The 25,300-nt window shown below is 73.1% G+C and carries 19 protein-coding genes; 11 read left to right on the plus strand and 8 right to left on the minus strand.

All coding sequences use genetic code 11. The features are described 5' to 3' along the window. Positions 1 to 8 precede the first annotated feature (8 nt). On the plus strand, positions 9 to 800 hold the full coding sequence (locus tag ACIBN2_RS01420) for a VOC family protein (RefSeq protein WP_399132031.1): 792 nt from the start codon (positions 9 to 11) through the stop codon (positions 798 to 800). On the opposite strand, the gene ACIBN2_RS01425 is transcribed toward ACIBN2_RS01420, so the two are convergent. Beyond that, positions 781 to 2,892, minus strand: coding sequence for a SpoIIE family protein phosphatase (locus ACIBN2_RS01425; RefSeq protein WP_399132032.1), 2,112 nt, complete (start codon positions 2,890 to 2,892; stop codon positions 781 to 783). The two genes, ACIBN2_RS01420 and ACIBN2_RS01425, sit on opposite strands and share 20 nt — an antisense overlap. 203 nt (positions 2,893 to 3,095) lie before the next feature. Here ACIBN2_RS01425 and ACIBN2_RS01430 point away from each other — a divergent pair, with 203 nt between their 5' ends. The 3 genes from ACIBN2_RS01430 (at position 3,096) to folP (ending at position 7,033) form a co-directional block, all read left to right on the plus strand. Then, a complete protein-coding gene (locus ACIBN2_RS01430) occupies positions 3,096 to 5,579 on the plus strand; it encodes a SpoIIE family protein phosphatase (protein WP_399132033.1) in 2,484 nt (827 codons plus the stop codon). Between the two features lie 145 nt (positions 5,580 to 5,724). Further along, on the plus strand, positions 5,725 to 6,102 hold the full coding sequence (locus ACIBN2_RS01435; protein ID WP_399132034.1) for a bifunctional 3-phenylpropionate/cinnamic acid dioxygenase ferredoxin subunit: 378 nt from the start codon (positions 5,725 to 5,727) through the stop codon (positions 6,100 to 6,102). Positions 6,103 to 6,142: 40 nt separating this feature from the next. Next, complete coding sequence (gene folP, locus ACIBN2_RS01440) at positions 6,143 to 7,033, plus strand: dihydropteroate synthase (protein ID WP_399132035.1); 891 nt, start codon at positions 6,143 to 6,145, stop codon at positions 7,031 to 7,033. Positions 7,034 to 7,084: 51 nt separating this feature from the next. Here folP and ACIBN2_RS01445 read toward each other — a convergent pair whose 3' ends face one another. Together ACIBN2_RS01445 and purU are read right to left on the minus strand one after the other, a co-directional pair. Next, positions 7,085 to 7,882: an IclR family transcriptional regulator gene (locus tag ACIBN2_RS01445; protein WP_399132036.1), complete on the minus strand. Its 798-nt coding sequence runs from the start codon at positions 7,880 to 7,882 to the stop codon at positions 7,085 to 7,087. Between the two features lie 87 nt (positions 7,883 to 7,969). Continuing rightward, positions 7,970 to 8,842 (minus strand): formyltetrahydrofolate deformylase, encoded by an 873-nt coding sequence (gene purU / locus ACIBN2_RS01450; protein WP_399132037.1) that lies wholly within the window; start codon positions 8,840 to 8,842, stop codon positions 7,970 to 7,972. 147 nt (positions 8,843 to 8,989) lie between these two features. Here purU and ACIBN2_RS01455 point away from each other — a divergent pair, with 147 nt between their 5' ends. The 4 genes from ACIBN2_RS01455 (at position 8,990) to ACIBN2_RS01470 (ending at position 14,297) form a co-directional block, all read left to right on the plus strand. Continuing rightward, entirely contained in the window at positions 8,990 to 9,427 is a 438-nt protein-coding gene (locus ACIBN2_RS01455; protein ID WP_399132038.1) for a VOC family protein, read from the plus strand. Positions 9,428 to 9,730: 303 nt separating this feature from the next. Next, positions 9,731 to 11,113, plus strand: coding sequence for an L-serine ammonia-lyase (locus tag ACIBN2_RS01460; protein WP_399132039.1), 1,383 nt, complete (start codon positions 9,731 to 9,733; stop codon positions 11,111 to 11,113). 132 nt (positions 11,114 to 11,245) lie between these two features. Next, positions 11,246 to 12,595: a D-inositol-3-phosphate glycosyltransferase gene (gene mshA / locus ACIBN2_RS01465; RefSeq protein ID WP_399132040.1), complete on the plus strand. Its 1,350-nt coding sequence runs from the start codon at positions 11,246 to 11,248 to the stop codon at positions 12,593 to 12,595. A gap of 154 nt (positions 12,596 to 12,749) precedes the next feature. Next, positions 12,750 to 14,297 (plus strand): protein kinase, encoded by a 1,548-nt coding sequence (locus ACIBN2_RS01470; protein ID WP_399132041.1) that lies wholly within the window; start codon positions 12,750 to 12,752, stop codon positions 14,295 to 14,297. A gap of 27 nt (positions 14,298 to 14,324) precedes the next feature. Here the strand turns inward: ACIBN2_RS01470 and ACIBN2_RS01475 are convergent, their stop codons facing one another. Next, entirely contained in the window at positions 14,325 to 14,612 is a 288-nt protein-coding gene (locus ACIBN2_RS01475) for a metal-sensitive transcriptional regulator (protein WP_399132042.1), read from the minus strand. A 149-nt stretch (positions 14,613 to 14,761) separates the two neighbouring features. Here ACIBN2_RS01475 and ACIBN2_RS01480 point away from each other — a divergent pair, with 149 nt between their 5' ends. The 3 genes from ACIBN2_RS01480 to ACIBN2_RS01490 all read left to right on the plus strand — a co-directional run bounded on the left by ACIBN2_RS01480 (position 14,762) and on the right by ACIBN2_RS01490 (position 17,092). After that, the gene (locus ACIBN2_RS01480; RefSeq protein ID WP_399132043.1) at positions 14,762 to 16,012 is read left to right on the plus strand and encodes a 4-hydroxybenzoate 3-monooxygenase; all 1,251 of its coding nucleotides are present in this window, start codon (positions 14,762 to 14,764) and stop codon (positions 16,010 to 16,012) included. 106 nt (positions 16,013 to 16,118) lie between these two features. Next, positions 16,119 to 16,511, plus strand: a complete 393-nt coding sequence (locus tag ACIBN2_RS01485) for a VOC family protein (RefSeq protein WP_399132044.1) — start codon at positions 16,119 to 16,121, stop codon at positions 16,509 to 16,511. Between the two features lie 56 nt (positions 16,512 to 16,567). After that, a complete protein-coding gene (locus tag ACIBN2_RS01490; RefSeq protein WP_399132046.1) occupies positions 16,568 to 17,092 on the plus strand; it encodes a GNAT family N-acetyltransferase in 525 nt (174 codons plus the stop codon). Between the two features lie 84 nt (positions 17,093 to 17,176). On the opposite strand, the gene ACIBN2_RS01495 is transcribed toward ACIBN2_RS01490, so the two are convergent. The 4 genes from ACIBN2_RS01495 to ACIBN2_RS01510 form a co-directional block, all read right to left on the minus strand. Further along, positions 17,177 to 18,406, minus strand: coding sequence for a PucR family transcriptional regulator (locus ACIBN2_RS01495; RefSeq protein WP_399132047.1), 1,230 nt, complete (start codon positions 18,404 to 18,406; stop codon positions 17,177 to 17,179). Between the two features lie 122 nt (positions 18,407 to 18,528). Beyond that, complete coding sequence (locus tag ACIBN2_RS01500; protein WP_399132048.1) at positions 18,529 to 19,470, minus strand: alpha/beta hydrolase; 942 nt, start codon at positions 19,468 to 19,470, stop codon at positions 18,529 to 18,531. 9 nt (positions 19,471 to 19,479) lie between these two features. Next, entirely contained in the window at positions 19,480 to 23,478 is a 3,999-nt protein-coding gene (locus ACIBN2_RS01505; RefSeq protein ID WP_399132049.1) for a beta-ketoacyl synthase N-terminal-like domain-containing protein, read from the minus strand. Further along, complete coding sequence (locus tag ACIBN2_RS01510; protein WP_399132050.1) at positions 23,475 to 25,235, minus strand: fatty acyl-AMP ligase; 1,761 nt, start codon at positions 25,233 to 25,235, stop codon at positions 23,475 to 23,477. The genes ACIBN2_RS01505 and ACIBN2_RS01510 overlap by 4 nt, the downstream gene beginning before the upstream one ends. Positions 25,236 to 25,300: the final 65 nt, after the last annotated feature.

Genomic DNA, 25,300 nt, shown 5'->3' on the forward strand with positions numbered 1-25,300 from the left:
GCACCTCTGTGATCACCACCGACTTCGCCCCCGGATCCCCTTGCTGGCTCGACCTCGGCGCCCCTGACGTCCCGGCGGCCGCCGCCTTCTACGGCGCCGTGCTCGGCTGGGACTTCGAGTCCATGGGCGAGGGCGTGGAGGGCGGCATGTTCCGCAAGGACGGCAAGATCGTCGCCGGGCTGGGCAGGCTCACCGAGGAAGGCGCGCGCTCCGCCTGGATGATCTACTACGACGTCACCGACGTGGACGCCACGACGCAGGCCGTGGAGCGCGCGGGCGGCTCGGTGCGGGTGGCGCCGAGGGACTTCGGCGCCCAGGGCAGGACGGCGCAGTACAGCGACCCGGCGGGCGGCCGGTTCGCCGTCTGGCAGCCGGGGGAGATCACCGGGTTCGAGCTGGCGGACGCGCCGGGCTCGCTGTCCTGGACCGAGCTGTACACGACCGACGCCACGGCCGCGAAGGAGTTCTACGGCGCCGTCTTCGGCTGGCAGTTCGGCGACATGCCGATGCCGGGCGGGGGAGGGCCGTACACCTTGATCACCCCGGCCGGTCTCCCCGAAGAGCGGATGCACGGCGGTCTGATGCAACTCGCCCCGAAGGACCTCTCGCTGACGAACGGGCGGGCCTACTGGCACCCGGTCTTCGCGGTCGACGACTGCGACGCCGCCGTCGGGCAGGTCACCGGAAACGGCGGCAGCGTGCAGATGGGACCGGACGACGCGGAGGGCGTGGGCAGACTGGCCGTCTGCCTCGACCCGTCGAACGCGGACTTCGTGGTGCTCACGCCGGCCCAAGGCTGAGCGCCTCCTGCGCCGGCCCGGTTGCCCGCACGGCCCGGGCGACGAGGAGGGCGACGTCGTCGTGGTCGTCGGGGTGGCGCAGGCCGTGCAGGAGCAGGTCGCAGGTGTCCTCCAGCGGGCGCCGGGGCTCGTCGAGGAAGCTCAGCATGAGGTTCAGCCGGTCGTCCAGGGAGTGCTGACGGGTCTCGACGAGGCCGTCGGTGTAGAGGACCAGCAGGTCGCCGGGGGCGAGCCGGACCGTGGTCGTCTCGAACGAGATGCCGCCGACGCCGAGCGGGGCGCCGGGCGGCAGGTCGAGCAGCTCGGCGGGGTGGTCCGGGCCGGCCAGGGCGGGAGGCATGTGCCCGGCGTTGGCGATGTGGCACTGCCCGGTGCGCGGGTCGTACACCGCGTAGAGGCAGGTGACGATGTAGTGCTCCAGGTCGCAGGTGATCTTGTCGAGGTGCTGGAGCACGGCGCCGGGCGCGAGGTCGAGGTCCGCGTAGGCGCAGGTGGCGGTGCGCAGCCGGCCCATCGTGGCGGCGGCGTCGATGCCGTTGCCCATGACGTCGCCGACGACCAGGGCGGTCTTGTCGTCGCCGAGCGGGATGACGTCGTACCAGTCGCCGCCGACCTCGCTGGTGGCCTGGGCGGGTTGGTAGCGGGAGGCGAGTTCGAGGCCCGCGTGTCGCGGCGCGTGGTCGGGCAGCAGGCTGCGCTGGAGGGTGAGGGCGGTGTTGCGCACGCTCTGGAACCAGCGGGCGTTGTCGATGGCCACCGCCGCGCGGCCGGCCAGCTCGGTGGCGAGGACGACGTCGTCCTCGTCGAACGGGAGCGGGTTGCGGGTCCGCTTCAGGTCGAGGGCACCGAGCACCTCGCCGTGGGCGATCAGCGGCACGGCGAGGTAGGAGTGCACGCCGGCCCGGGCCAGCAGCGCGCCGGCCTCGGCGTCGCGGGCGATGCGCGGCAGATCCCGGTCGCCGACGTGGCGCACCAGCACCGGCCGCCCGGAGTGCACGCACAGCGTGACCAGGCGGTCCCCGTCGTAGGCGGCGAGGCCGCCGGGCGGGTCGGCGGCGCGCAGGGCCACCGTCGGGTGGGCCGCCTTGAGGGCGAGCGCGCGGAAGAGTTCCGGGCCGTCGTCCGGCCGGCGTGAGCGGCGGCAGGCCAGCGCCGAGTCGAGGACGTCCACGGCGACCACGTCGGCGAGCTGCGGCACCGCGATCTCGGCCAGTTCACGGGCGGTGTCCTCGACCTCCAGCGTGGTGCCGACGCGCACCGAGGCCTCGGCGATGAGGGCGAGCCGGCGCCGGGCCCGGTCGGCCTCGGCGGCGACGCGGTGCCGCTCGGTGACGTCGACGACGGAGGCGGCCGCGCCCAGGACCCGTCCGCCGGGGTCCTCCAGCCGGTAGAAGGACAGCGACCAGGCGTGCTCGTGCTCGGGGTCGGCCTTGGGGCGGCCCACGTGGTACTGGTCGAGCAGCGGGCTGCCGGTGGTGAGCACCTGGCGCAGCGCGGACTCGATGGTGTCGACGTCCGGCAGCGTCAGGATCTCGTGCAGGCTGTGGCCGACGTGGTCCTCGGCGGGGATGCCGTCGATGCGGGCCAGTGCCGGGTTGACCAGGAGGTAGCGCAGATCGGGGTCCAGCAGGGCCAGGCCGATCGGGGACTGGTTGATCAGCCGCTCGCACAGGGCCAGATCGGTCTCGACGCGCTGCAGGAGGTTGTGGTCGGCGGCGATCCCCAGGGCGTAGACGTCCCCGAGGTCGTCCTGGAGGCGCATGTTGCGGAACTCCATCAGCCGGGTGCTGCCGTCCTTGTGCCGGATGGGGAAGGTGCCCGCCCAGCTCCGGCCGGTCTGCAGCACCTCCGTGAACAGCTCGACGACGGCCTGCAGATGTTCGGGGTGGATGAACAGCCGGGCCGCGTAGGTGCCCAGTGCCTCCTCGGCGGTGTACCCGAACAGTTCCTCGGCCTGCGGGGTCCAGAACACGACGCGTCCGCCGGCGTCGACGACCACCGCGGACACGCTCAGGACGTCCAGCAGGCCGGTGGGCCGGGGCTCCCCGAAGCCTCGTGCCTCGCTGCCGGGCCGGAAGGAATCGGCCGTCATCCCGCACCCACCTCCGTCGCTTGCGCGGCATCCGGCGAGGTCTTCCGACGTCGCCCGGGCACCCGGGTTCTGACCAGTGGCCCTTCCATGCTGCCCCCGGCCGGGGCGGGGCGGAAGCGGAGGGCGCTCCGGCGGGCTTTCCGCCAATGCCGTGCACATCCGGTGGAGTAGCAGGAACATGGTGCTGTACGGAACGGAACCGGATGGCACCCATGGATCCTGCGCGACAAGCGTCCGGCGGGCCCCCGCCCGTGGCACCGCGCGATCTCCTCGACGCGTCCAGCGACGCGGCGGCGATCGTGTCCGCCGAAGGTGCCGTGATCGGCTGGACCCGGGGCGCCGAGGTCCTCCTCGGACGCCCGGCCTCCGAGGTGGTCGGCGGCTCTGTCGAGCGCCTGGTGGCGATGGACCGGGACCCCGCGCGCGTGGCCGGCGTGGTGGAGCGGTGCCGCGCGGGCATGGGGTGGAACGGCCTGATCCCCCTGCGGCACGGCGACGGCCGCGTCGTCGACGTCGACCTGCGGGTCTCCGCGGCGTTCCGCGTCGGCGCGGACGAGTGCTTCCTCGTCTCGGCGCGGGAGGAGAAGCCGCAGTGGACGGTGGTCCAGTCCGTGCTCGACGGGTTCCTGACCCGTCTGCCGGTCGGCATGGCCGTGATGGACCTGGAACTGCGCTACGTATGGCTCAACGACACCCTGGAGCGGTTCGGCGGCGTACCCCGTGAGCAGCGGCTGGGGCGCCGCCTGAGCGAGCTGCTGCCCGGTCTGCAGGCGGCCGCCATCGAGGGCCTGATGCGCAAGGTCCTGGAGACCGGCGTACCGGTCACCGACTACGAGTACCTGGGCTGGAGCTGGGCCGATCCCCACCGTCAGCGCGCCTACTCCACGTCCTTCTTCCCCCTGGTGGACGTCGCGGATGTCACCACCGGGGTCTGCTACCTGGTGCAGGACGTCACCGAGCGGTGGACCGCGCGCCGGCTGCTGACGCTGGTCAACGAGGCCGGGGCCGGCGTCGGCACCACCCTGGACGTGATGGGCACGGCGCAGGAACTCGCCGACTTCGCCGTGCCCCGCTTCGCCGACTTCGTCGTCGTGGACCTGCTGGAGCCCGTCCTGAGCACCGAAGGGCACGGCGCGTGGCTCACGGACGCCGGGCCCGCCCCCGTCCGGCCCGTGCTGCGCCGCGCCGGCATGAGCTCGGTGCGCGAGGGCTGCCCGGAGGCCGTGGTGCGCATCGGGGAGAGCCCGGGATTCCTGCCTCCGACGCACGACCTGAACCTGCTCGTCGAAGGCGAGCCGATCCTCATGTCCGTGCTCGATCCGTCCGCCCCCGAGTGGGTCACCGAAGAACCCGAACGAGCCGAACGTCTGAGGAAGTTCGGCCTGCACTCCCTGATCTCCGTGCCGATGCGGGCGCGCCACACCGCCCTGGGCATCACCACGTTCCTGCGCTCCCTCAACCCCGTTTCGTTCCAGCCCGACGACGTTCTGCTGGCCCGGGAGCTGGTGGCGCGCGCGGCGCTGTGCGTCGACAACGCCCGCCGCTACACCCGGGAGCACACGGCGGCCGTCACCCTCCAGCGCAGTCTGCTGCCGCACGTGCTGACCGGTGGAACCGCGCTGGAGGTGGCCTCCGCCTATCTGCCGGCGGACCCGTCGGGCGGGGTGGGCGGCGACTGGTTCGACGTGATCCCGCTGTCCGGGGCGCGGGTGGGCCTGGTCGTCGGCGACGTGGTCGGGCACGGCATCGCCGCCGCGGCGGCGATGGGCCGGCTGCGCACCGCGGTGCAGACCCTCGCCGACATGGAGCTGCCGCCCGACGAGCTGCTGGCCCACCTCGACGACCTGGTGCTCCGGTTGAGCGCGGAGCAGGCCGACGACGAGGAGAGCCGGCGCAGCACGACCGGCTTCCTCGGGGCGACCTGCCTCTACGCCGTCTACGACCCCGTCACCGGGCGGTGCACGATGGCCCGGGCCGGGCACCCGCCCCCGGTCGTCGTCGCACCGGATGGGCAGGTGTCTTTCCCAGAACCCCCGGCCGGGCCCCCGCTGGGGCTGGGAGGAATGGCCTTCGAGGCCACCGAGATCGAGCTCGGCGAGAACAGCCTGCTCGGGCTCTACACCGACGGCCTGATCGAGGGCACCGACGGCGACATGGAGCGCGGCATGTCCCGGCTCGCCGGCCTGCTGGCCGACTCGCACACGGGCCTCTCCGACCTGTGCACGTCCGCGGTGCGGCAGCTCGTACCCGTGCCGCAGGCCGACGACATCGCCCTGCTGCTGACCCGCACGCACATCCTGGGTGACGACCATGTCGCCTCCTGGGACGTGCCCGTGGACCCGTCCGCCGTGGCCGACGTCCGCGCACAGGCGACCCGGCAGGTGGAGGCGTGGGGCCTGGGCGACCTCGCCATGACGACGGAACTCGTCGTCAGCGAGCTCGTCACCAACGCGATCCGCTACGCCGAGCCGCCCATCCGGCTACGGCTCCTCCGTGACGCCCGGCTGACCTGCGAGGTCGCCGACGCCAGCGGCACGGCCCCGCGGCTGCGGCATGCCCGCAGCATGGACGAGGGCGGCCGAGGCCTGTTCCTGGTGGCCCAGCTGACCGACCGCTGGGGCGCCCGCCACACACCCGACGGCAAGATCATCTGGGCCGAGCAGGAGATTCCGGGGCCGGCTCAATAGCCCCTCTGCTGCCCCTGCGCAACGGCCGACCTGGACCGCTGTGGTGCCGCCTCGCCGGCTTCTTGACAGGGGAGGGGTCCGCCTCCAAACTGACGTTGCGCTAAGCGCACATCGTTTCGCATTACGCATCCGCACCGAGGTGGTCATGAAGATTCCCGCGTGCCCTCTTGCCGACCTGCCGCAGGGCGAGGCGTTCCGGATCGAGTCCGAACCGCCGGTCTCCGTCTTCCACACCGAGGACGGCGAGCTCTACGCGATCGACGACACGTGCACCCACCAGGACGCCTCGCTCGCGGACGGGTGGCTGGAGGGGTGCGAGGTCGAATGCCCGCTGCACGCCTCGAAGTTCGACCTGCGCACCGGCAGGGTGGACGCCCCGCCGGCCCGCCTGCCGGTCCGCACCCACCAGGTCCTCGTCGAGGACGGCATGGTCTACGTCGAGCTGTCCGACGCCCGGCCGAACCTCCCGCCGGCCTGCGTCGCGGCCCGGCTCGGGGCGGTGCCCGCCGGAGGAGTGGCGTGAGGGACGCGGCGGCGCGCAAGGCCCGGTCTTGGTGATCGGCATGGCCCACGCCGTCACGGCGACGCCTCCGGGAGCGCCGGAACTCCACCCCTACGGCCTGCCGCGGCCCGGCCGCACGCTCGTCATGGGCGTCGTCAACGTCACCCCCGACTCGTTCTCCGACGGCGGACGGTCCTTCGCCGCCGACGCGGCCGTGGCCCACGGGCTCGCGCTGTTCGAGGACGGGGCGGACATCGTCGACGTGGGCGGGGAGTCGACCCGCCCCGGCGCGGTCCGCCCACCGGTCGAGGAGGAGCTGCGCCGCGTTCTGCCCGTCGTACGAGAACTGGTCGCGGCGGGTGGCGTCGTCAGCGTCGACACCATGCGGGCCGAGGTCGCCGCGCGCGCCCTCGACGCGGGCGCACGGCTGATCAACGACGTCTCGGGCGGCCTCGCCGACCCCGCGATGCTGCCGCTGATGGCGCGGGCGGGGATGCCGTACGTCCTGATGCACTGGCGCGGCCACGCCGCCGGCATGCAGGCGAACGCCGTCTACGGCGATGTCGTCGCCGACGTGCTCGGTGAACTGCGCCTGCGGGTCGAGGCCGCGCTGCGGGCGGGTATCCGGCCGGGCCGCCTGATCGTCGATCCCGGCCTGGGCTTCGCCAAACAGCCCGACCACAACTGGGAGTTGCTGGCCCGCCTCGCCGAGGTCCGGGCGCTCGGCCATCCCGTCCTGGTGGGCGCCTCCCGCAAGTCCTTCCTGGGCCGTCTGCTGGCCGATCCGGCGACGGGGCGGCCGCGCCCGGCGCCGTTGCGCGACGCCGCCACCACCGCCGTCTCCGTCCTCGCCGCGGCCCAGGGCGCCTGGTGCCTGCGCGTGCACGACGTGGCGTCGACGCTGGACGCGGTACGGGTGACGGCGCGCTGGGGGGCCGAGGCGCCGGCCTGACGCCGTCGCGGAGGGCGGTCCGCCGGCCCGCCTGCCAGGGCGGCGGCGGGCTCAGCCCAGATACCCCATCCGGCGGCTGATCTCCTCCGCGCCCTTGACCAGTACGGGCGCCAGCTCGTGCATCCGCGCCTCCGTGAAGCGATAGGCCGGGCCGGAGGCGCTGAGGGCTGCGATGACCTCGCCGTCGCGGGAGCGGATCGGGGCCGCCATGGCGTGCAGGCCGAGCTCGAGCTCCTCCAGCGTGATCGTGTAGCCGCGCTCCCGCGCCTGGGCGAGGTCCTTGTCCAGCTTCGTCCGCGCCGTCAGGGTGTGGGGCGTCAGCCTCTGCAGCCCGGACGTCCCGAGCACTGCCACGCGCCCCTCCTCCGAGAGGTGGGCCAGCAGGATCTTGCCGCTGGACGTGGCGTGCGGCGGGGTCAGCTGGCCGACCCAGTTGTGCGTGCCGACCGCGCCCGGGCCGCGCACCTGGTAGAGGTTGACCGCGTAATGCTCCTGCAGGACCGCGATGTTGACGGTCTCACCGAGCTCCTCGGCGAGCCGCTCGCACACCGACCGGCCCTGCTGGGTGATGTCGAGCCGGCCCGTGACCGCGCCGGCGAGGCGCACGATGCCGAAGCCGAGCCGGTACTTGCCACGCTCCGTCGCCTGTTCCACCAGGCCGCGCGACTCCAGGGCCCCGAGCAGGCGGAACGCCGTCGACTTGTGGACGTCGATCTCGGCGGCCACCTCGCTCACGCCGGCCTCGCCGCGCTGGGCGAGGATCTCCAGGACGCTGACGGCGCGGTCCACGGACTGCACACCGTTCACCGCAGGCCCCGTTGTTTCGCCATCTGCCGCGTGGTTGCTCATAGCGCAACTATACGCGTCCCGGCCGACGGTCCGGGAAGGTCCGGGGCAGCCGTCCCGGCCTTGCGTCAGCCTCGCATCGCCGGCGCTTCAGCGGAAGACCACCGTGCAGCGGCCGTTGACCAGGACGCGGCTCTCCGTGTGCCACGCGATCGCGCGCGCGAGCACCTGTGCCTCGACGTCTCGGCCCATGGCGACCAGTTCGTCCGGGGTGCGGGAGTGGTCCACCCGGACGACCTCCTGCTCGATGATCGGGCCCTCGTCGAGGTCGGAGGTGACGTAGTGCGCCGTGGCCCCGACGAGCTTCACCCCGCGCTGGTGCGCCTGGACGTAGGGGCGCGCCCCCTTGAAGCTTGGCAGGAACGAGTGGTGGATGTTGATGGCCCGCCCGTCGAGCTGCTTGCACAGGTCGTCGGAGAGGATCTGCATGTAGCGGGCGAGCACCACGAGATCGACGTCCAGCTCGTCGACGAGCTCCAGCAGCCGCGCCTCCGCCTCCGCCTTGGTGTCCGCGGTCACCGGGATGTGGTGGAAGGGGATGCCGTAGCTCTCGGCCAGGGCCTCGAACTCGCGGTGGTTGGAGACGATCGCCGGGATCTCGATGTTCAGCGCGCCCGTGGACCTGCGGAACAGCAGGTCGTTCAGGCAGTGGCCGAACTTCGAGACCATGATCAGCGTGCGGGTCGGCGTCGACGCGTCGCGCAGCTGCCAGGTGATCCGGTACGCCTCGGCCACCGGGCCGAAGCCGGAGCGCAGCGCCTCCGGTGACAGGGCCGGATCGGCGACGTCGAAGTGAACCCGCATGAAGAACCGGTCCTGGAGCCGGTCGTCGAACTGCTGGCTCTCCAGGATGTTGCCGGAGTGGCTCACGAGAAAGGTGGTCACGGCGTGGACCAGGCCGGCCTGGTCGGGGCACGACAGGGTCAGGACGAACTCGCGGCCGGGCTGCGGTCGAGGAGACACGGCATCCTCCGTCGGGGGCTTGATCTAGGGTGCGCATTACGCAACTTGATGAGCTATACGCAACATGGTCGGGGGTGGGGCGCGGCTGGTCAAGGGGTTCGGGCAGAACTGCCGGTAGCGTCGCCGTACTCGACCGAGGAGGCCCGCATGGCGACCAGATGGACCGTGACGATCGACTGCGCACGGCCTGTGGAACTGGCCGGATTCTGGGCGCTGGCACTGGGTTACGTGGAGCGGCCCGCGCCCGCCGGATTCGGCAGCTGGGAGGAGTGGTTCGCCCATCACGGAGTCCCGGAGGAGGAGTGGGACGAGGGCGCGTACCTCAGCGATCCGGACCAAGCGGGGCCCGCCATCTCGTTCCTGCGGGTTCCGGAGCCGAAGGTGGCGAAGAACCGGCTGCATCTGGACGTGCAGGTCGGCGGCGGCCGGGAGACGCCCTGGGAGACGCGATGGCCGCGCGTGGTGGCGGCGGTGGAGCGACTGACCGCGGCGGGTGCCTCCGTCATCCGTGAGGAGGCCCTGGACGGCAGGCCCGATCACATGGTGATGGCGGATCCGGAAGGCAACGAATTCTGCCTGCTCTGATATGGACGTTGCGCGATACGGAACGTGGTGCACCATCGGGAACATCTGTCGCGCGCATCCCTTGACAAGCCCGGACTGCGCCGAAACCATGTTGCGCATGGCGACCGTGGTTGTGTGATGCGAGACGGCCGGTCGAGGGCATCGGCCGCCGACGCATGCACCGCCCACTGCGCCCGCACCCAGGAAGACCGTCGATGACCCGCATGCACCCGCTTCAGCCTGGGCTCCAGTTCTCCGACAACTCGCCCGCAGAGGTGTGCCGTCGGCACTCCGGCACACCTCGCCAATCCCACGGAGTGTGGCGTGGCAATCAGCGTCTTCGACCTGTTCTCCATCGGTATCGGGCCGTCCAGCTCGCACACCGTCGGCCCGATACGCGCCGCCGGGATGTTCGTCGCCCGGCTGAAGCAGGACGGCGTGCTCGCCCAGACCACCGCCGTACGGGCGGAGTTGTACGGCTCCCTCGGGGCGACCGGCCACGGCCACGGCACCCCCAAGGCGGTGCTGCTCGGCCTGGAGGGCAACGAGCCGCACACGGTCGACGTCGCCCAGGCCGATCTCGACGTCGAGCGGATCCGCAGCACAGGCCGCATCCGCCTCCTCGGCGCCGAGATCGGCCCGGCCCACGAGATCGACTTCGACGTCTCGGCCCAACTGGTGCTGCACCGACGGCGATCTCTGCCCTTCCACGCCAACGGCATGACCCTGTTCGCGTACGACGCCGACGGTGTACCGCTGCTGGAGAAGACGTACTACTCGGTCGGCGGCGGCTTCGTCGTCGACGAGGACGCGGCCGGCGCGGACCGCATCAAGCTCGACGACACGGAGTTGACGTACCCCTTCAGCACGGGTGACGAACTGCTGCGCCTGACCAAGGAGACGGGTCTGTCGATCTCCGCGCTGATGCTGGAGAACGAGCGCGCCTGGCGCACCGAGGACGAGATCCGCGAGGGCCTGCTGGAGATCTGGCGGGTCATGCAGGCGTGCGTGTCCCGCGGGCTGTCGGCGGAGGGCATCCTCCCCGGTGGTCTGAAGGTACGGCGCCGGGCTGCGGCGGCGGCCCGCCAACTCCGCGGCGAGGGCGATCCGTTGGGCCGTGCGATGGAGTGGGTGACCCTCTACGCGATGGCGGTGAACGAGGAGAACGCGGCGGGCGGCCGGGTGGTCACCGCGCCCACGAACGGCGCGGCCGGCATCATCCCGGCGGTCCTGCATTACTACGTCAATTTCGTGCCGGGTGCCGACGAGGACGGAGTCGTCCGCTTCCTGCTCGCGGCGGGCGCGATCGGCATGCTGTTCAAGGAGAACGCGTCCATCTCCGGCGCCGAGGTCGGCTGCCAGGGCGAGGTCGGCTCGGCCTGCTCGATGGCGGCCGGGGGTTTCGCGGAGGTGCTGGGTGGAAGTCCCGAACAGGTCGAGAACGCCGCCGAGATCGGCATGGAGCACAACCTCGGCCTGACCTGCGACCCGGTCGGCGGCCTGGTGCAGATCCCGTGCATCGAGCGCAACGGCATGGCCGCGGTCAAGGCGGTGACCGCGGCCCGGATGGCGCTGCGCGGCGACGGCCGCCACCACGTCTCCCTCGACAAGGTCATCAAGACCATGAAGGAGACCGGCGCCGACATGAAGGTCAAGTACAAGGAGACCGCCCGCGGCGGACTCGCCGTCAACGTCATCGAGTGCTGACCATGGGACGGGTCACCGAAGGACGCCGCGCATTCCGTTCCAGCCGACCGCCCCTGACGTCCCCATGAACGTGGACGTGGGGAACGTGTACGAGGGCGAACAGTGCCTCGACATGACGGCCGAGGCGGTCGCGTGACCCGGCTCGTAACTCTCCATGGCGGCAAGCTTGTCGGCGGCCCGCGCCGGCCCGAGCGGTCCGGCGCACACGGCCGCCCCCGCCGGGTGGCGATGCTCTCGGTGCACACCTCCCCGCTGCACCAGCCCGGCACCGGCGACGCGGGCGGCATGAACGTCTACATCGTCGAGCTCGCCAAACGCCTGGCCGCCCTCGGCATCGAGGTGGAGATCTTCACCCGGGCCACCTCCACCGCGCTCCCACCGAGCGTCGACCTCGCGCCCGGCGTCCTGGTCCGGCACGTGGCCGCCGGACCCTACGAGGGCCTGGCCAAGGAGAACCTCCCCGCCCAACTCTGCGCCTTCACCCACGGCGTGACCCAGGCGTGGGCCGCCCACCGCCTCGGTCACTACGACCTGGTCCACTCGCACTACTGGCTCTCCGGCCACGTCGGCCGGCTCACCGCCGAGCGCTGGGGCGTCCCGCTCGTCCACACGATGCACACCATGGCCAAGGTCAAGAACGCCAACCTCGCGGACGGCGACACCCCCGAACCCGCGTCCCGCGTCCTCGGCGAGACCCAAGTCGCCCACTCCGCCGACCGGTTGATAGCGAACACCGAGCAGGAGGCCGAGGAACTGCTGCACCACTACGGCGCCGACCGGGGACGGGTCGCGGTCGTCCACCCCGGCGTCAACCTGGACCGCTTCCGCCCCGACCCCGCCGGCATCGAGGCCGGCCGCGCCGCGGCCCGAGCCCGCCTCGGACTGCCCCAGGACGCCCTGATCCCGCTGTTCGCGGGCCGCATCCAGCCGCTCAAGGCGCCCGACGTCCTGCTGCGCGCGGTGGCCCGGCTGCTTCAGCAGCGTCCGTGGCTGCGGGAGCGGATCGTGGTGCCGGTCGTGGGCGGCCCCAGCGGCAGCGGCCTGGCCAGGCCCGAGGGCCTGCAGAAGCTGGCGGCGGGGCTCGGCATCTCGGACGTCGTACGGTTCAGGCCACCGGTCGGCCAGGATCGCCTGGCCGACTGGTACCGGGCCGCCTCCGTCCTGGTCATGCCGTCCCACAGCGAGTCCTTCGGCCTGGTCGCCGTCGAGGCCCAGGCCTGCGGCACCCCCGTGATCGCCGCCGAGGTCGGCGGCCTTCCGGTCGCCGTACGCGACGGTGTGAGCGGCACCCTCGTCCCCGGCCACGACCCGGCGGACTACGCCCGCGCCCTGCGCGCCTTCGCCGACGACCCGCACCTCTCCGCCCGCATGGGCCGCTCCGCCGCCCACCACGCCCGCTCCTTCGGCTGGGACACGGCCGCGACGGCGACGGCGCAGGTGTACGCGGCGGCGGTGCGCGAGCGCCGCCCTCGTGTCCCGTAGGCGCAGGGGGCGTGACCTTCGTCACGGGCGGCACTCCGCGCACCGGTGCACACTCGCCCCGGCAGCCGACGATGAATCGGCATGTCGACAAATTCGGTTAGTGTGCATAGCCGAGTGACGCGCAGGGGGGACTGAGCAGGCGGAGGGCAAGGCAGTGTCGGACGAAGGGCGGCTGGTCGCCGGGCGCTACCGGCTCGTCGAGCGCGTCGGCCAGGGCGGCATGGGCACCGTGTGGCGTGCCGAGGACGAGCAGCTCGCCCGCCAGGTCGCCCTCAAGCGGCTCCACACGCCGCCGCACCTGTCCGCCGCCGAGATCGGCACGCTCTACGAGCGCATCCGCCGCGAGGCACGCAGCGCGGCCCGGGTCGTGCACCCCAACGTGGTCGTCGTCCATGACGTCGCAGACGACGGCGGGCTGCCGTGCATCGTCATGGAGTACGTCCCCGCCGGCACCCTGGGTGACGCCCTCGCAGGCGGCCGCACGCTGCCGCCCGCGGAGGCGGCGCGCGTCGGCCTGGGCGTGATCTCGGCCGTACGGGCGGCGCACGCCGTCGGCGTCCTGCATCGCGACATCAAGCCCGGCAACGTGCTGCTCGGCGCCGAGGGGCGGGTCGTCCTGACCGATTTCGGCATCGCGCAGACCGCCGGGAGCACCACGCTCACGCAGACCGGGGAGATGATCGGCTCCATCGACTTCATGGCCCCGGAGCGGGTCCGCGGCCAGAAGCCCGGCCCGGCCTCGGACCTGTGGTCCCTGGGCGCGACGCTCTACCAGGCGGTGGAGGGGCGCCTGCCGTACCGCCGCGACACCGCCATGGAGACCGCGTACGCCGTCGCCGTCGACCCGCCCGCGCCGATGCGGCAAGCCGGATCCCTGGGGCCGCTCATCGAGGCGCTGCTGTCGAAGGACCCCGCGGACCGGCCCACGGCGGAGCAGACGGAACAGGCGCTGCGGGCGATCGGGGCCGACGTCCGGGCGACGGTGCGGTCGGCCCCGGCAGACCCGGCAGACCCGGCAGCCCCGATAACCCCGGCAGCCCCGATCGCGCCGTCCGCGCCGGTCGCCCTTGAGGAGACGCGCCCGGTGACCTCCGCGCCGCCGCCGAAGAGGGCGCGCAACCGCAAGCGCCGTGTCCTCGTACCGGCCGCGATCGTCCTGGCCGCGGGCGCCGTGGCCGCCACCCTCGCCACGGCGTCGCACCAGGCCGGCCGCGACGGCGCCGGTGCGTCCACCGCGTCCACCACGCCCTCGCCCGTCCCCGCCGGTCACCACCTCGTCCGCGACGCGCAGCTCGGCGTCTCCTTCCCCGTCCCCGACGGCTGGAAGAAGAAGGGGTCGAGCGACGACGAGGTCACCTACGCCGACCCGAGCGGCCTGGCCGGCATCACCGTCGGCATGGTGGACCCCGCCGGCAGGAACCCCACCGGGCACTTCAAGGACACCGAGGCGAACACCAAGGCCAACTACCCGACGTACCGCAGGCTGCGTATGCAGGAGACCGACTTCAGGGGGCGGCCGGCGGTGGTGTGGGAGTTCACCTTCCACGGCCGGGCCCGGCTCTTCCGCGCCGTCGACCTCGGCTACGGCGCGGCGGGCGGCCGCGAGTACGACATCTATCTGTCCGCCCCGGCCGCCCGCTGGGACACGTACCGTCCGGTCTTCGACGCCGTCAGGGGCGGGTTCACCGAGCAGCGGCGGTGAGAGGGCGGCCGTCGGGTCGGCCCGTTCTCACGCCAGCGACAGGAACAGCTTCTCCAGCCGGGCGCGCATCTGGTCCACGTCCTCGCCGTTCTTCCGGCCGGCCTCGACGTCGGTCAGGCACTGCTGGAGGCCGGTGGCGATGATGGCGAAGCCGGCCCGGTCCAGGGCCCGCGAGGCCGCGGCGAGCTGGGTGATGACGTCCTCGCAGTCGCGACCCTCCTCGATCATCCGGATCACTCCGGCGATCTGGCCCTGAGCGCGGCGCAGCCGGTTCAGCACCGCCTTCAGCTCCGCACCCGCGAGCTCCATGTCCACGGCCACTCCTCGATCGACGTATACCCCTAGGGGTACTGTACGTCCCGTTTCGGGAGGTCGTCGAACGCGTTCCGCTCCTCCGTGCCGAACTGCGGTGAGAGTGCTGCCCGCTGCGTTTGGCGGCGCCTCCCGTTGCACAGGACTCACGCATGACTGGTGAGGACTCGGCAGCCGATCTCGATGGCCAAGTCGAACAGGACGCGGGCAAGTTGGGGCAGTCGCCGGAATCCACGACCGTCGTGGTCATCGGTGCGGGCCCGGCCGGGATGACCGTTGCCAATCTGCTGCGGCGCGGTGGCATCGACTGCGTCGTGCTGGAGCGACGCAGCCGTGAGCATGTGGCGCAGCGGCAGCGTGCCGGGATCGTCGAGACCCGCGCGGTGCGGATGTTCGACTCCTGGGGGCTGGCCGACCGGGTCCTCGGTGGTGTCCCGTACGACGGCGTCCTCGAGATCCGGGTGGACGGCGAGAGCCACCTCCTCTCCGACGGCGACGGCACCGAGGGGCTCGCGGCACGCCTCTGCCCGCAGCAGGTGCTGGTCCAGAAGCTCACCGCCGCCTACCTCGCCGACGGCGGCGACCTGCGCTTCGAGGCCGCCGACATCTCGCTGCACGACCTGACCGGGGACCGCCCGACGGTCCGCTACCGCACCGCCGACGGCACCGTCCGCGCCCTCACCTGCGCCTTCGTCGCCGGATGCGACGGCGACCACGGTGTCAGCCGCACGACCGTGCCCGAAGGTGTGCTCACCGCCCACGCCTTCGACCACGGCATCGGCTGGCTCACCGTCCTCGCCGACGCCCCGCCGCCGGCCCGTCCCCTCCTGGCCGTCAGCCCGGACGGCTTCGCCGCGCACTTCCCGCGCGGCCCGCAGACCAGCCGTTACTACGTCCAGTGCCCGCCCGACGATCACCCCGCCGCCTGGCCGGACGCCCGTGTCTGGGACGCACTGCGCACGCGGCTCGGCGACCCCGCCCTCATCTCCGGCCCGATCACCGACCGCGAGATCTTCCGCCTCCGCAGCCTGGTCCACGACCCCATGCAGCACGGCCGCCTCTTCCTGGTCGGCGACGCCGCCCACATCGTTTCCCCGATGGGCGGCAAGGGCATGAACCTCGCCCTCTACGACGCCGACGTCTTCGCCCGCGCCGTGCGGGACTTCGCCCGCGACCAGGACGACACCGGCCTGCGCACGTACTCGCAGCGGTGCCTGCGGCGGGTGTGGAACGACCAGGAGTTCTCCCACTGGCTGACCCGCACGCTGCACGACGCGGGCGACGACACCGGCACCGGCCCCTTCCACCGCGGGCTGGCCCGCGCCCGCCTCGACCGGCTCTTCACCTCCCCGCACGCGTCCCGCGCCTTCGCGGAACTGATGACAGGAATGGATCCGGCGTAGACCGTCACACATTCCTGTCACCCATTCCTGTCACACATTCCTGTCACACATCCCCGCCACGTTCCGTCAGCGAAGTGACCTGCCACCGCTCGGATCGGACATCACGATGCTGACCAACGTCATGTATGTGACCATCTACGTCACCGACCAGGACCGCGCGCTGCGCTTCTACACCGATCAACTCGGCCTGGAGAAGCGCGTCGACGCCGAAGGCCCCGACGGGCGCTTCCTCACGGTGGCCGTCCCCGGCAGCCCGCTGGAGTTCGTCCTGTGGCCGCACCCGGCGGCCGCGGGGCAGCCGGCCGACGTCCGGCCCGGCACCACTCCCGGCGTCGTCTTCCTCGAATCGGACGACCTGCGCAAGGACTTCACGCTCCTCCGCGACCGCGGCGTCCCCTTCGACAAGCCCGAACCGGAGGACTACGCCTTCGGCGTGCGCATCGAGGCCACGGACCCGGACGGCAACCGCATCTCGCTGCGCCAGCGCAGCCGTCCGTAGGACCCAACCTCCGTCCGCGGTACTCGCGTTGCAAACCCCGTCGTAGGGTGACGTACATGAGCCTGAGCTCCGACGACATCGCGCTGCGCCCGGTGGCCGAGGACGACCTGCCGGTCATGGAACGGTTTCTCACCGAACCGGAGACGGCCGCCACCTTCCAGTGGTTCGGTTGGTGGGACACCGGGCGCTGGCGGCGGCAGTGGGCGGAGAACGGGCTGCTCGGCGACGACGGAGGCCATCTGATGGTGGTACGCGGCGCGCGGCGGCTGGGGTTCGTCGCCTGGCGGAAGGTCAGGCCCACCTACACCACGTTCTACTGGAACATGGGGATCGGCCTGCTGGCGGACGCCCGCGGACAGGGCGTCGGGACCGAGGCCCAACGGCAGCTGGTCCGCTACCTCTTCGCGCACACGACGGTCGTGCGGATCGAGGCGGACACGGAACTCGAGAACATCGCCGAGCAACGCGCCCTGGAAAAGGCCGGGTTCAGTCGCGAAGGCGTCCTGCGCAGCGTCGCCTTCCGGGACGGGCAGTGGCGTGACGGCGTGCGATACAGCATCCTGCGCGGCGATCTGGCCTGAGCCTGAGCCCGTCCCCGCAGGCTCCGAGGCTCAGTTCGCGCTTCCTGAGGGGTGTCATGGAGGGGAATTCAGAAATTCCGCGGGTCATTGCTCTGTCGTTCGTGTCGTCACCGGCGGCACGGAGCGCAGCGCGAGGATCAGGTCCAGGCGGGTCTCGGGGTCGTGCAGGGAGTCCCCGAAGAGCTTCTCCAGCTGGCGCAGGCGGTAGCGGACCGTCTGCGGGTGGACGTGGAGGCGGGCGGCGACGTCGGGGACGTTGCTGCCGCTGAGCAGCCATGCCAGCAGTGTCTCGGACAGCCGCGCCCGCTGCCCCTCCGAGGCGGCGCCCAGGGGAGCGAGGACGCGCCCGGCGAGGTGGGCGAGCAGCGGCTCGTCGCTGTGGAGCAGCAGGGTGGAGAGGTGGTCGGCGCAGCGGACCACGCCCTGCCGGGGCAGGACGCCGCGGCCCATCAGGCCCAGCGCCCGCGTGGCCCATTGCAGCGACCGCGCGGCCTCGGCGAGCGGCACCGTCGGGCCTATTGCCGCCGGCCTGCCGCCCAGGCCCAGGACGACCGCCCGTCCGCCGAACCGCCCCGAACCCTCCGGGTCCGGCACCAGCACCCGCGGCGGCCTGGCGTCCATATCCATCAACGCGCCAGGCATGGCGGGTAGTTGGTCATCGAATCGGGCATCCGCGGAGGACGCCAGCGCTACCACGGCAACCTGCGCGGGTACCCGCCACCGCGCGCCGTGCGCCAGATCATGCACCGTCTCCGGGGACACCGGCCCGTCGTCCAGCAGCAGATCGAGCAGCCGTCTGCGGCGCCGTTGCAGCTCGTGCGCACTGCGTGCCTGCGCCTCCGCGTACCCGGCGGCGGCCGCCTCGGCGACCTCGTGCACCGTCCGGAACGCCAGTTCGCCCAGCGCGGCCACGGTCGCGGTGTCCAGGCCGAGTTCGTCCGCCGTACGGCCCATCAGCCGCCAGGCGTGCAGACCTCCCACCCGCAGTGCCGACTGCAGCGCATCCAGGCTGCGGCCCTCCAGGGCCTCGCCGCGCCCGAGTTCGTAGTACGTCGCCGCGATCGAGGCCCCCTGGCCGCACGGATCGGCGATGTGGTCGACGAACAGCGTGAGCGCCTGGACCACCCCGGCCCGCAGGTTGCGGCGGTAGGTGCCGTCGGCGGGCCGCGCGTACTCCGGAACCTGGCGGCGCACCTCCTCCTCCACCTCGTCCGCGACGCGCTCGAGTTGGGTGAACAGCAGCTCGGCCAGCTCGGGCGGGACCGCGCGGGTGCCGGGATCGCCGGGCGTGCCGCGCGGGGTGGGGACGGCCACGACGGACACTCCTTTCCCCCGGAGGCGGCTCACCCATGGGCCGGTGTCCATGGGGCGAGGGGAACGTCCTGTGTTCGACGGGTGTCCCCTGCGCTCCGTTCCGTGCCCCGGCTGCACCGACATCACTCCGGGAGCCCCAATGCACCGGCGAGCATCGGCCACGAGGCGCTGAACTCCCCTTTCCAGTAGGCCCAGCTGTGTCCTCCTCCCGCGTAGTAGTGCGTGGTGACCGGGATGCCGAGCAGGGCCAGGGTGTCGGTGAAGCGGTGCGCGGACGGCCACAGCAGGCTCTCCAGCGCTTCGGGCAGCCAGTCGCCGAGGCCGCCGGCGACACCGCTGCCGCTGGAGACGTACAGCGGTGTGCCGCGCAGTCCCGTCGCGCGGCCCCGCGGATTGAAGTCGTGCCAGACCAGCAGATCGAGGACCGGGCTGCCCCACAGCGAGTGGGGCGCCAGGTTCTCGCGGGCCACGATCGCGTCCACCAGGGCGGGAACGCCGATGGCCGTGGTGTCGAGGATGCCGCTGTAGGAGGCCGCGGCGGCGAACGCCCCCGGATGGCGGGCGGCGTGCGCCATCGCGCCGTAGCCGCCGGTGGACACGCCCGCCACCGCCCGCACTCCCGAGGCCCGGTAGTCGCGAGCGAGCAGCGCCGGCACCTCCTGGACCTGGAAGGTCTCGTAGTCCGGGCCGCTGCGCCAGGCCGTGGGGATGCCGGTCGGGCCGGCGTCAGGCATGGCGACGATCAGATCCCGGCCCTCGGTGAAGGCCTCGATGTCCGTCTCCCGGGTCCACGACGTGTAGTCGTCGTGGGCGCCGTGCAGCAGGTACAGCACGGGGTAGGTGCGGCCGGGCTGCGTGCCGAAGCCGGACGGCAGGATCAGACGTACCGGCGCGCTGCGGCCGAGCGCCGCGGAGGCCACCGACACGTCGAAGGTGCGCGCGCCGACCTGGGTGGCGGCCCGGGCGCGTCCGGCGGCCGTGACGCCGAACAGGGCGGCCAGTCCCGTGACGGCCGCGGCCCTGGTGACGGTACGTCGGGAGATTCCGGCGGTGCTGTACGGCATGGCGGCTCCTCAGTCCGGTGGTGAGTCCGGCCGGGCGGTGGCGTCCGGCGCGGCGAGCACCCGCCGCAGATGTGCGGCGATCTCGTCGACGTGCGGCGGGTCGAGCAGCGACAGGTGGTGCCCCGGAACCGGCACGACGGTCAGGCGCGGACACACCTCGTCCCAGCCGAGGGCGTCGTCGTCCCGCTCGTACGCCGGGTCGCGCACGGTGTGCGGGGCCGGTGCGGTGGCCCGGTACAGCACCACCGGCCCTTCGTAGCGGCCAGGCCGATGCGCCTCGCCGCTTCTCAGGTCCAGGTAGGAGGCCCGCTGGTGCTCCAGCGCGGCGGGCGGCACCTCGACGGCCTTGCGCAGGGCCCGCAGCACGCGGTCGATGCGCTCGCGGTCGTCGTCCGTCGCCACGAGATCGTCGTACGGCAGCCCCAGTTCGACGCCGTAGGTGTCGGCGACGTAGGCGGCGAAGCCCGTGAGGTGCGCGCGGATGCGGTCGGCCTGCGTACGGCCCGGCTGGGGGAGGGGCCGTACGGAGTCGATGAGCACGACCGGCTTCACCTCCCGTCCGGCGGCGCCGAGTTGCCGTGCCGTCTCCTGGGCGAGGAAGCCGCCGAAGGACCAACCGCCCAGCACGCAGGGCCCGTCGGGGTGGGCGGACGCGATCGCCTCGGCGTACCGGCGCGCCTTCTCCGGCACGGTACGGGCGGACTCGATCCGCTCCATGCCGTACACCGGCCGGTCGCCGCCGAGCCGTTCGGCGAGCGCGCGGTAGACGTCGGTGGGCCCGCCCGCCGCGTGGAAGAGGAACAGCGGGGGCTGTGTGCCGCCGGTGCGCAGGGCCCGTAGCGGGGAGGACGTCGCCCGGTCGATCCGATCCGCGACCTCGCCCACCGTGGCCGCGCCGAACAGCTCGCGCAGGGGCAGCTCGACGGTGAACTCCCGCTCCAGGGCGGTGCGGATGCGGACGGCCATCAGGGAGTCGAGGCCGAGGTCGGCCAGTGCCGTCGCGGCGGTGATGCGGGTCGTCGGATGGCCGGTGACGGCGGCGATGTGCCGGCCGACGCGGGCGGCGACCGACGTGTCCGCGACGGCGGGTGCGGCGGGTTCGTCCCAGCGTCGCGTGGACGGCGGAGCGGGTGAGGTGCGGCCGTCCGTCCACCAGTGGCGCGTGTGCCGCCAGCGCGGCGCGGGCAGGTCGACGACCCGACCCGGCGGCAGGGGCAGGCGCAGGCCGGCCGCGTACAGCGTGCCCAACTCGGCCTGGAAAACGGCTGATTCATCGGCTTCGCGGCGCACCGTGCCCACGGTCAGCGCGCCGGGCACCGTGTCGGTGACGGACCGCCCCAGCACCGGGTGCGGCGAGACCTCGACGAAGGCGGTGTGGCCGTCCTCCGCGGCCGCCGCCAGCGCCCGGTCCAGACGCACGGGCCGGCGCAGGTTGGCGGCCCAGTGCGCGGCGTCGAACGCGCAGTCGCCGCGCGGGTCGTCGAGCACGGTGGAGTAGACGGGGATGCGCGGGCTGCCGCCCCGGACATCCGCCAGTGACTCGGTCAGTTCCGGCAGGAGCGACTCCACCTGGGGGCTGTGACCGGCACCGGCCACCCGCATGGCGCGGGCGGTACGGCCCTGCTCCTCCAGCTGTCGCACCATACGCGCGACCGCGGCCTCGTCGCCCGTGACGACCTTCTGCCGGGGCGAGGAGTGGACGGCCACGTGCACGCCGGGGAAGTCCGCGTCCAACGCGGCCAGTTCACCGTCGTCCAGGTCGACGACGGCCATCGCGCCACCCTGCAGTCCGCCGAGCAGCCGGGCCCGTACGGCGACGATCCGCGCCGCGTCCGGCACGTCCAGCGCGCCCGCGCAGACGGCGGCTGCCACCTCGCCCATGGAGTGGCCGATGACGGCGACCGGTTCGACACCGTAGGAGCGCCACAGCTCGGCGAGCGCCAACTGCACACCGAACAACATGGGTTGAGCGACTTCGAGCCGATCGAGCCCATCGCCGGCGGTCAGTTGCTCGTGGAACGAGAATCCGAACTCGTCGGAGACTTGTGCGTCCAGCTTCCCCACGGCGGCGGCGAAAGCCGGTTCCTCGGTCAGCAGCCCGCGTCCCATGCCGGGCCACTGGCTGCCGTAGCCGGAGAACACCCAGACGGGGCCGCGCCCGACCAGATCACGGTCCCCGGTCAGTACCTGCGCGTGCGGGCGACCGTCCGCCAACGCGTGCAGAGCGTCGGCCAGTTCGTCCCCGTCCCGCGCGACGACTGCCGCTCGTACGGGACCACGCCCGGCCCGCCCCGCGAGCGTGCGTGCCACGTCGGCCGCGCGGGCGGTGCTGCCCTCAGGCGTGCGCAGCCACGTCGCGAGGCGTGCAGCGGTGTCGCGGACCCGTGCGGTGTCGATGTCGGAGAGCAGGTGCAGGCGGGCCTCGGGCTCTTCGGCCGGGGGTGGTGGGAGGACTCCAGGTCGCCATTCCTCCAGTACGGCATGGGCGTTGGTGCCGCCGAACCCGAAGCCCGACACCCCGGCGACGGCGGTGCCGCCGTAGCGGGGCCACGGTTCGGGCTCGGTCACCACGCGCAGCCGGGGGTCGTCCAGGGCGCTGCCGTGGGCGCAGTGCAGCGACGACGGGATGCGGTCGTGGTGGAGTGCGAGGACCGTCTTCACCAGGCCGGCGATGCCCGCGGCGGACTCCAGATGACCGAGGTTGCCCTTCACGGAGCCGAGCAGCAGCGGCTGTTCGGGATCGCGGCCCGCCGCGAGCACGGCGCCGAGCGCGCCCGCTTCGATGGGGTCGCCGAGCGGGGTGCCGGTGCCGTGCGCCTCGACGTGGTCGACGTGGGCCGGGGGCAGTCCGGCCCGTACGTAGGCGGTGGTCAACAGGGCTTGCTGGGCAGCTGGGTTGGGGGCGAGGAGGCCGTTGGAGCGTCCGTCGGAGTTGACGGCGGTGGCGCGGACGACGGCGAGGACGCGGTCGCCGTCCCGTTCGGCGTCGGACAGTCGTTTCAGCAGGACGGCCGCGCATCCCTCACCGCGCCCGATGCCGTCCGCCGCCGTCGAGAAGGGCTTGCAGCGACCGTCCGGAGCGAGTGCTCCAGCCCGCCCGAAGGCGACTCCGACGACCGGCGACAGCAGCAGGTTGACCCCGGCGGCGATCGCCGTGTCGCTCTCGCCGGTGCGCAGACTGACGCACGCGTGGTGCAGCGCGACCAGCGAGGAGGAACAGGCGGTGTCGACGGCCATGCTGGGCCCACGGGTGTCGAGGACGTACGCCAGTCGTCCCGCGGTCACGCTGAGGGCCGCGCCCGCCGGGGCCCACGGGTCCACGGCGGCAGGGTCGGCGCCGGTGAGCTGTCCGTACTCCGGGGCCGAGACACCCACGAAGACCCCGGTGGACGTACCGGCGAGCGCGCCGGCCGGGACGGCGGCGTGGTCGAGCGTCTCGCGGACGACCTCCAGGAGGATCCGCTGCTGCGGGTCCATCACGGCGGCCTCGCGCGGGGTGATGCGGAAGAACTCGGCGTCGAAGCCAGCGATGTCGTCGAGATAGCCGCCGTAGGCGGGCGCGCCGACGGGCGGGAAAGGCGTGAAGTCGCCCCATCTGGCTTCGGGTACGCGCGTGATCGCGTCGACTCCGTCGTCCAGCAGCCGCCAGTAGTCGGCCGGGCCGTGAACGCCGCCGGGCAGCCGGCAGCCCACCCCGATGACCGCGACGGGTTCGCCGGGCACGGCCGGGGGAGGGGACGTGACCGGTGCGGGCGCGAGCCGGGCTGCCGTGCCGCACAGGTGCGCCACCAGCGCGTCGCCGGTGGGTGCCTCCCACAGCAGTGTGGCCGGCAGTTCGCGGCCCGTCAGCAGGGACAGCTCCCCGGCCAGCACGACCGCGTCCCGCGAGGACATGCCGAGGTCGGCCAGGGGGCGGTCCATCGGGACATGGCCGGCGGGGGCGCCGTGCCAGGCGGCCACCCGTTCGGCGACCAGGCGGCGCAACGCGTCCTCGTCGACGGCGCTCATCCCGCGCTCTCCGCCCCGTAGGCGCCCTCCAGATACCGGGCGCGGGTCAGCGCCCGCGACACCTTGCCGCTGGACGTGCGCGGTACGGCGCCCGGCGCGACGAGCACGACGTCGGCGAGCCGCAGCCCGTGCCGGACGGAGACGGCCGCGCGCACGGCCCGCACCAGGGCCGGTACGTCGATGTCGGCGAGGCTCAACGCCCGCGCGTGCTCGGCCACGACCACCACCCGCTCGCCCGCACCGTCCGGCACCGCGAAGGCGGCCAGCCGGTCGCGCCGCACCGCCGGATCGGCCTCCTGCACGGTGGCCTCCACGTCCTGCGGATAGTGGTTGCGGCCGTCGACCACGATCAGGTCCTTGAGCCGGCCGGTGACGATCAACTGCCCCTCCAGGACGGTGCCGAGGTCACCTGTGCGCAGCCAACGGTCCGCCGCGCATTCGTCGTGCCCCTCGTCCTCACTGATCGTGGCGCCGAAGACGCGCCGCGTCTGGGGCTCGTTGTTCCAGTAGCCGCGCCCCACGTTGGGCCCCTGCACCCAGATCTCCCCGACCTCCCCCTCGGCCGGCACGGCGAAGGAGAAGGGATCGACGATCCGCACCCGCTGGCCCGCCGGGGTCCCGCAGCCCGCCACCAGCACGGCCCGGGGGTCGTCCGGCCGCGCGGGCAGGGCCTTTCCGGAGGCGAGCGCGTCACGGTCGAGGGCGAACCGGGCGACCGGCTCCCCGGGCCGGGCGGCACTGACGAAGACGGTGGCCTCCGCGAGACCGTACGAGGGACAGTGCGCCCCGGCGGGCAGCCCCTGCGCGGCGAACGCGGCGTGGAAGCGGTCCGCGGTGCCGGGCCGGACGGGCTCGCTGCCGTTGATCAGGGCGGCGACGCCGTCCAGCCGCAGCTCCGCCCGCTGCGCCTCGGTGACGGCGGAGGCGCAGTAGTCGTAGGCGAAGTTGGGCGCGGCGCTGAGGGCCCGCGGATGCGCCCCGAGCAGCCGCAGCCAGCGCGCCGGTTCGTGCAGGAACGCGGCCGGGTCCATGACGACCGACAGCAGACCCCGCACGACAGGAGCCGCGACGCTCAGCACGAGCCCCATGTCGTGGTAAAGCGGCAGCCAGCCCACGCAGGTCACCGGGTGCGTGTCCGCGCCGTAGGCGGCGAGAGCCTGGCGGGCGTTGGCGACGACGTTGGCGTGGGTGATCTCCACGCCCGCCGGGGCGCGGGTGGAGCCGGACGTGTACTGCAGATAGGCGGTCGACGCGGCGTCCGGCGCGGGAGGTTGCCGGCTCTGGGGGGTGGCGTCCGGCACCTGGTCGACCGCGAGGACCGGCACCCCCGTGCGCTCGCAGAGGTCCCGCACCCCCTCCAGGGCCCGGCTCGTGGTCAGTACGGCCGCGGGACGCGCGTCGGCCAGGACCCCGACGAGCCGGTCGCCGTGCCCGGGCAGACCGGGCGGATACAGCGGTACGGCGACCAGTCCCGCGGCCAGGGCGGCGAGGAAGCCGGTGACGTACTCCGTCCCCTGCGGGCACAGCAGCGCGACGCGCGCCCCCGGCTCGGCCTGCTCGGAGAGCCGGGCGGCCAGCGCCCGCACCCGCACGTCCAGGCGCTGCCAGGTCAGGGTGCGATGCACCCCGCGCGAACCCGGGGAGGGGTGGTCGACGAACGTGAACGCCCTGCGGTCGGGGGTGGTTTCGGCCCAGTGCCGCACGTACTCGGGCAGAGTCCGGTACACGGGCGCGAGCGGGGGGCGGCGGCTTTCCATAGGGTCGTGGCTCCTCACATCGCGGTTCGGCTGGCGGGACGTGCGGATCAGAGACGACTGAGGGT

Source organism: Streptomyces sp. NPDC050534 (genome assembly GCF_044457745.1).
In the GTDB taxonomy this organism is placed as follows: domain Bacteria; phylum Actinomycetota; class Actinomycetes; order Streptomycetales; family Streptomycetaceae; genus Streptomyces.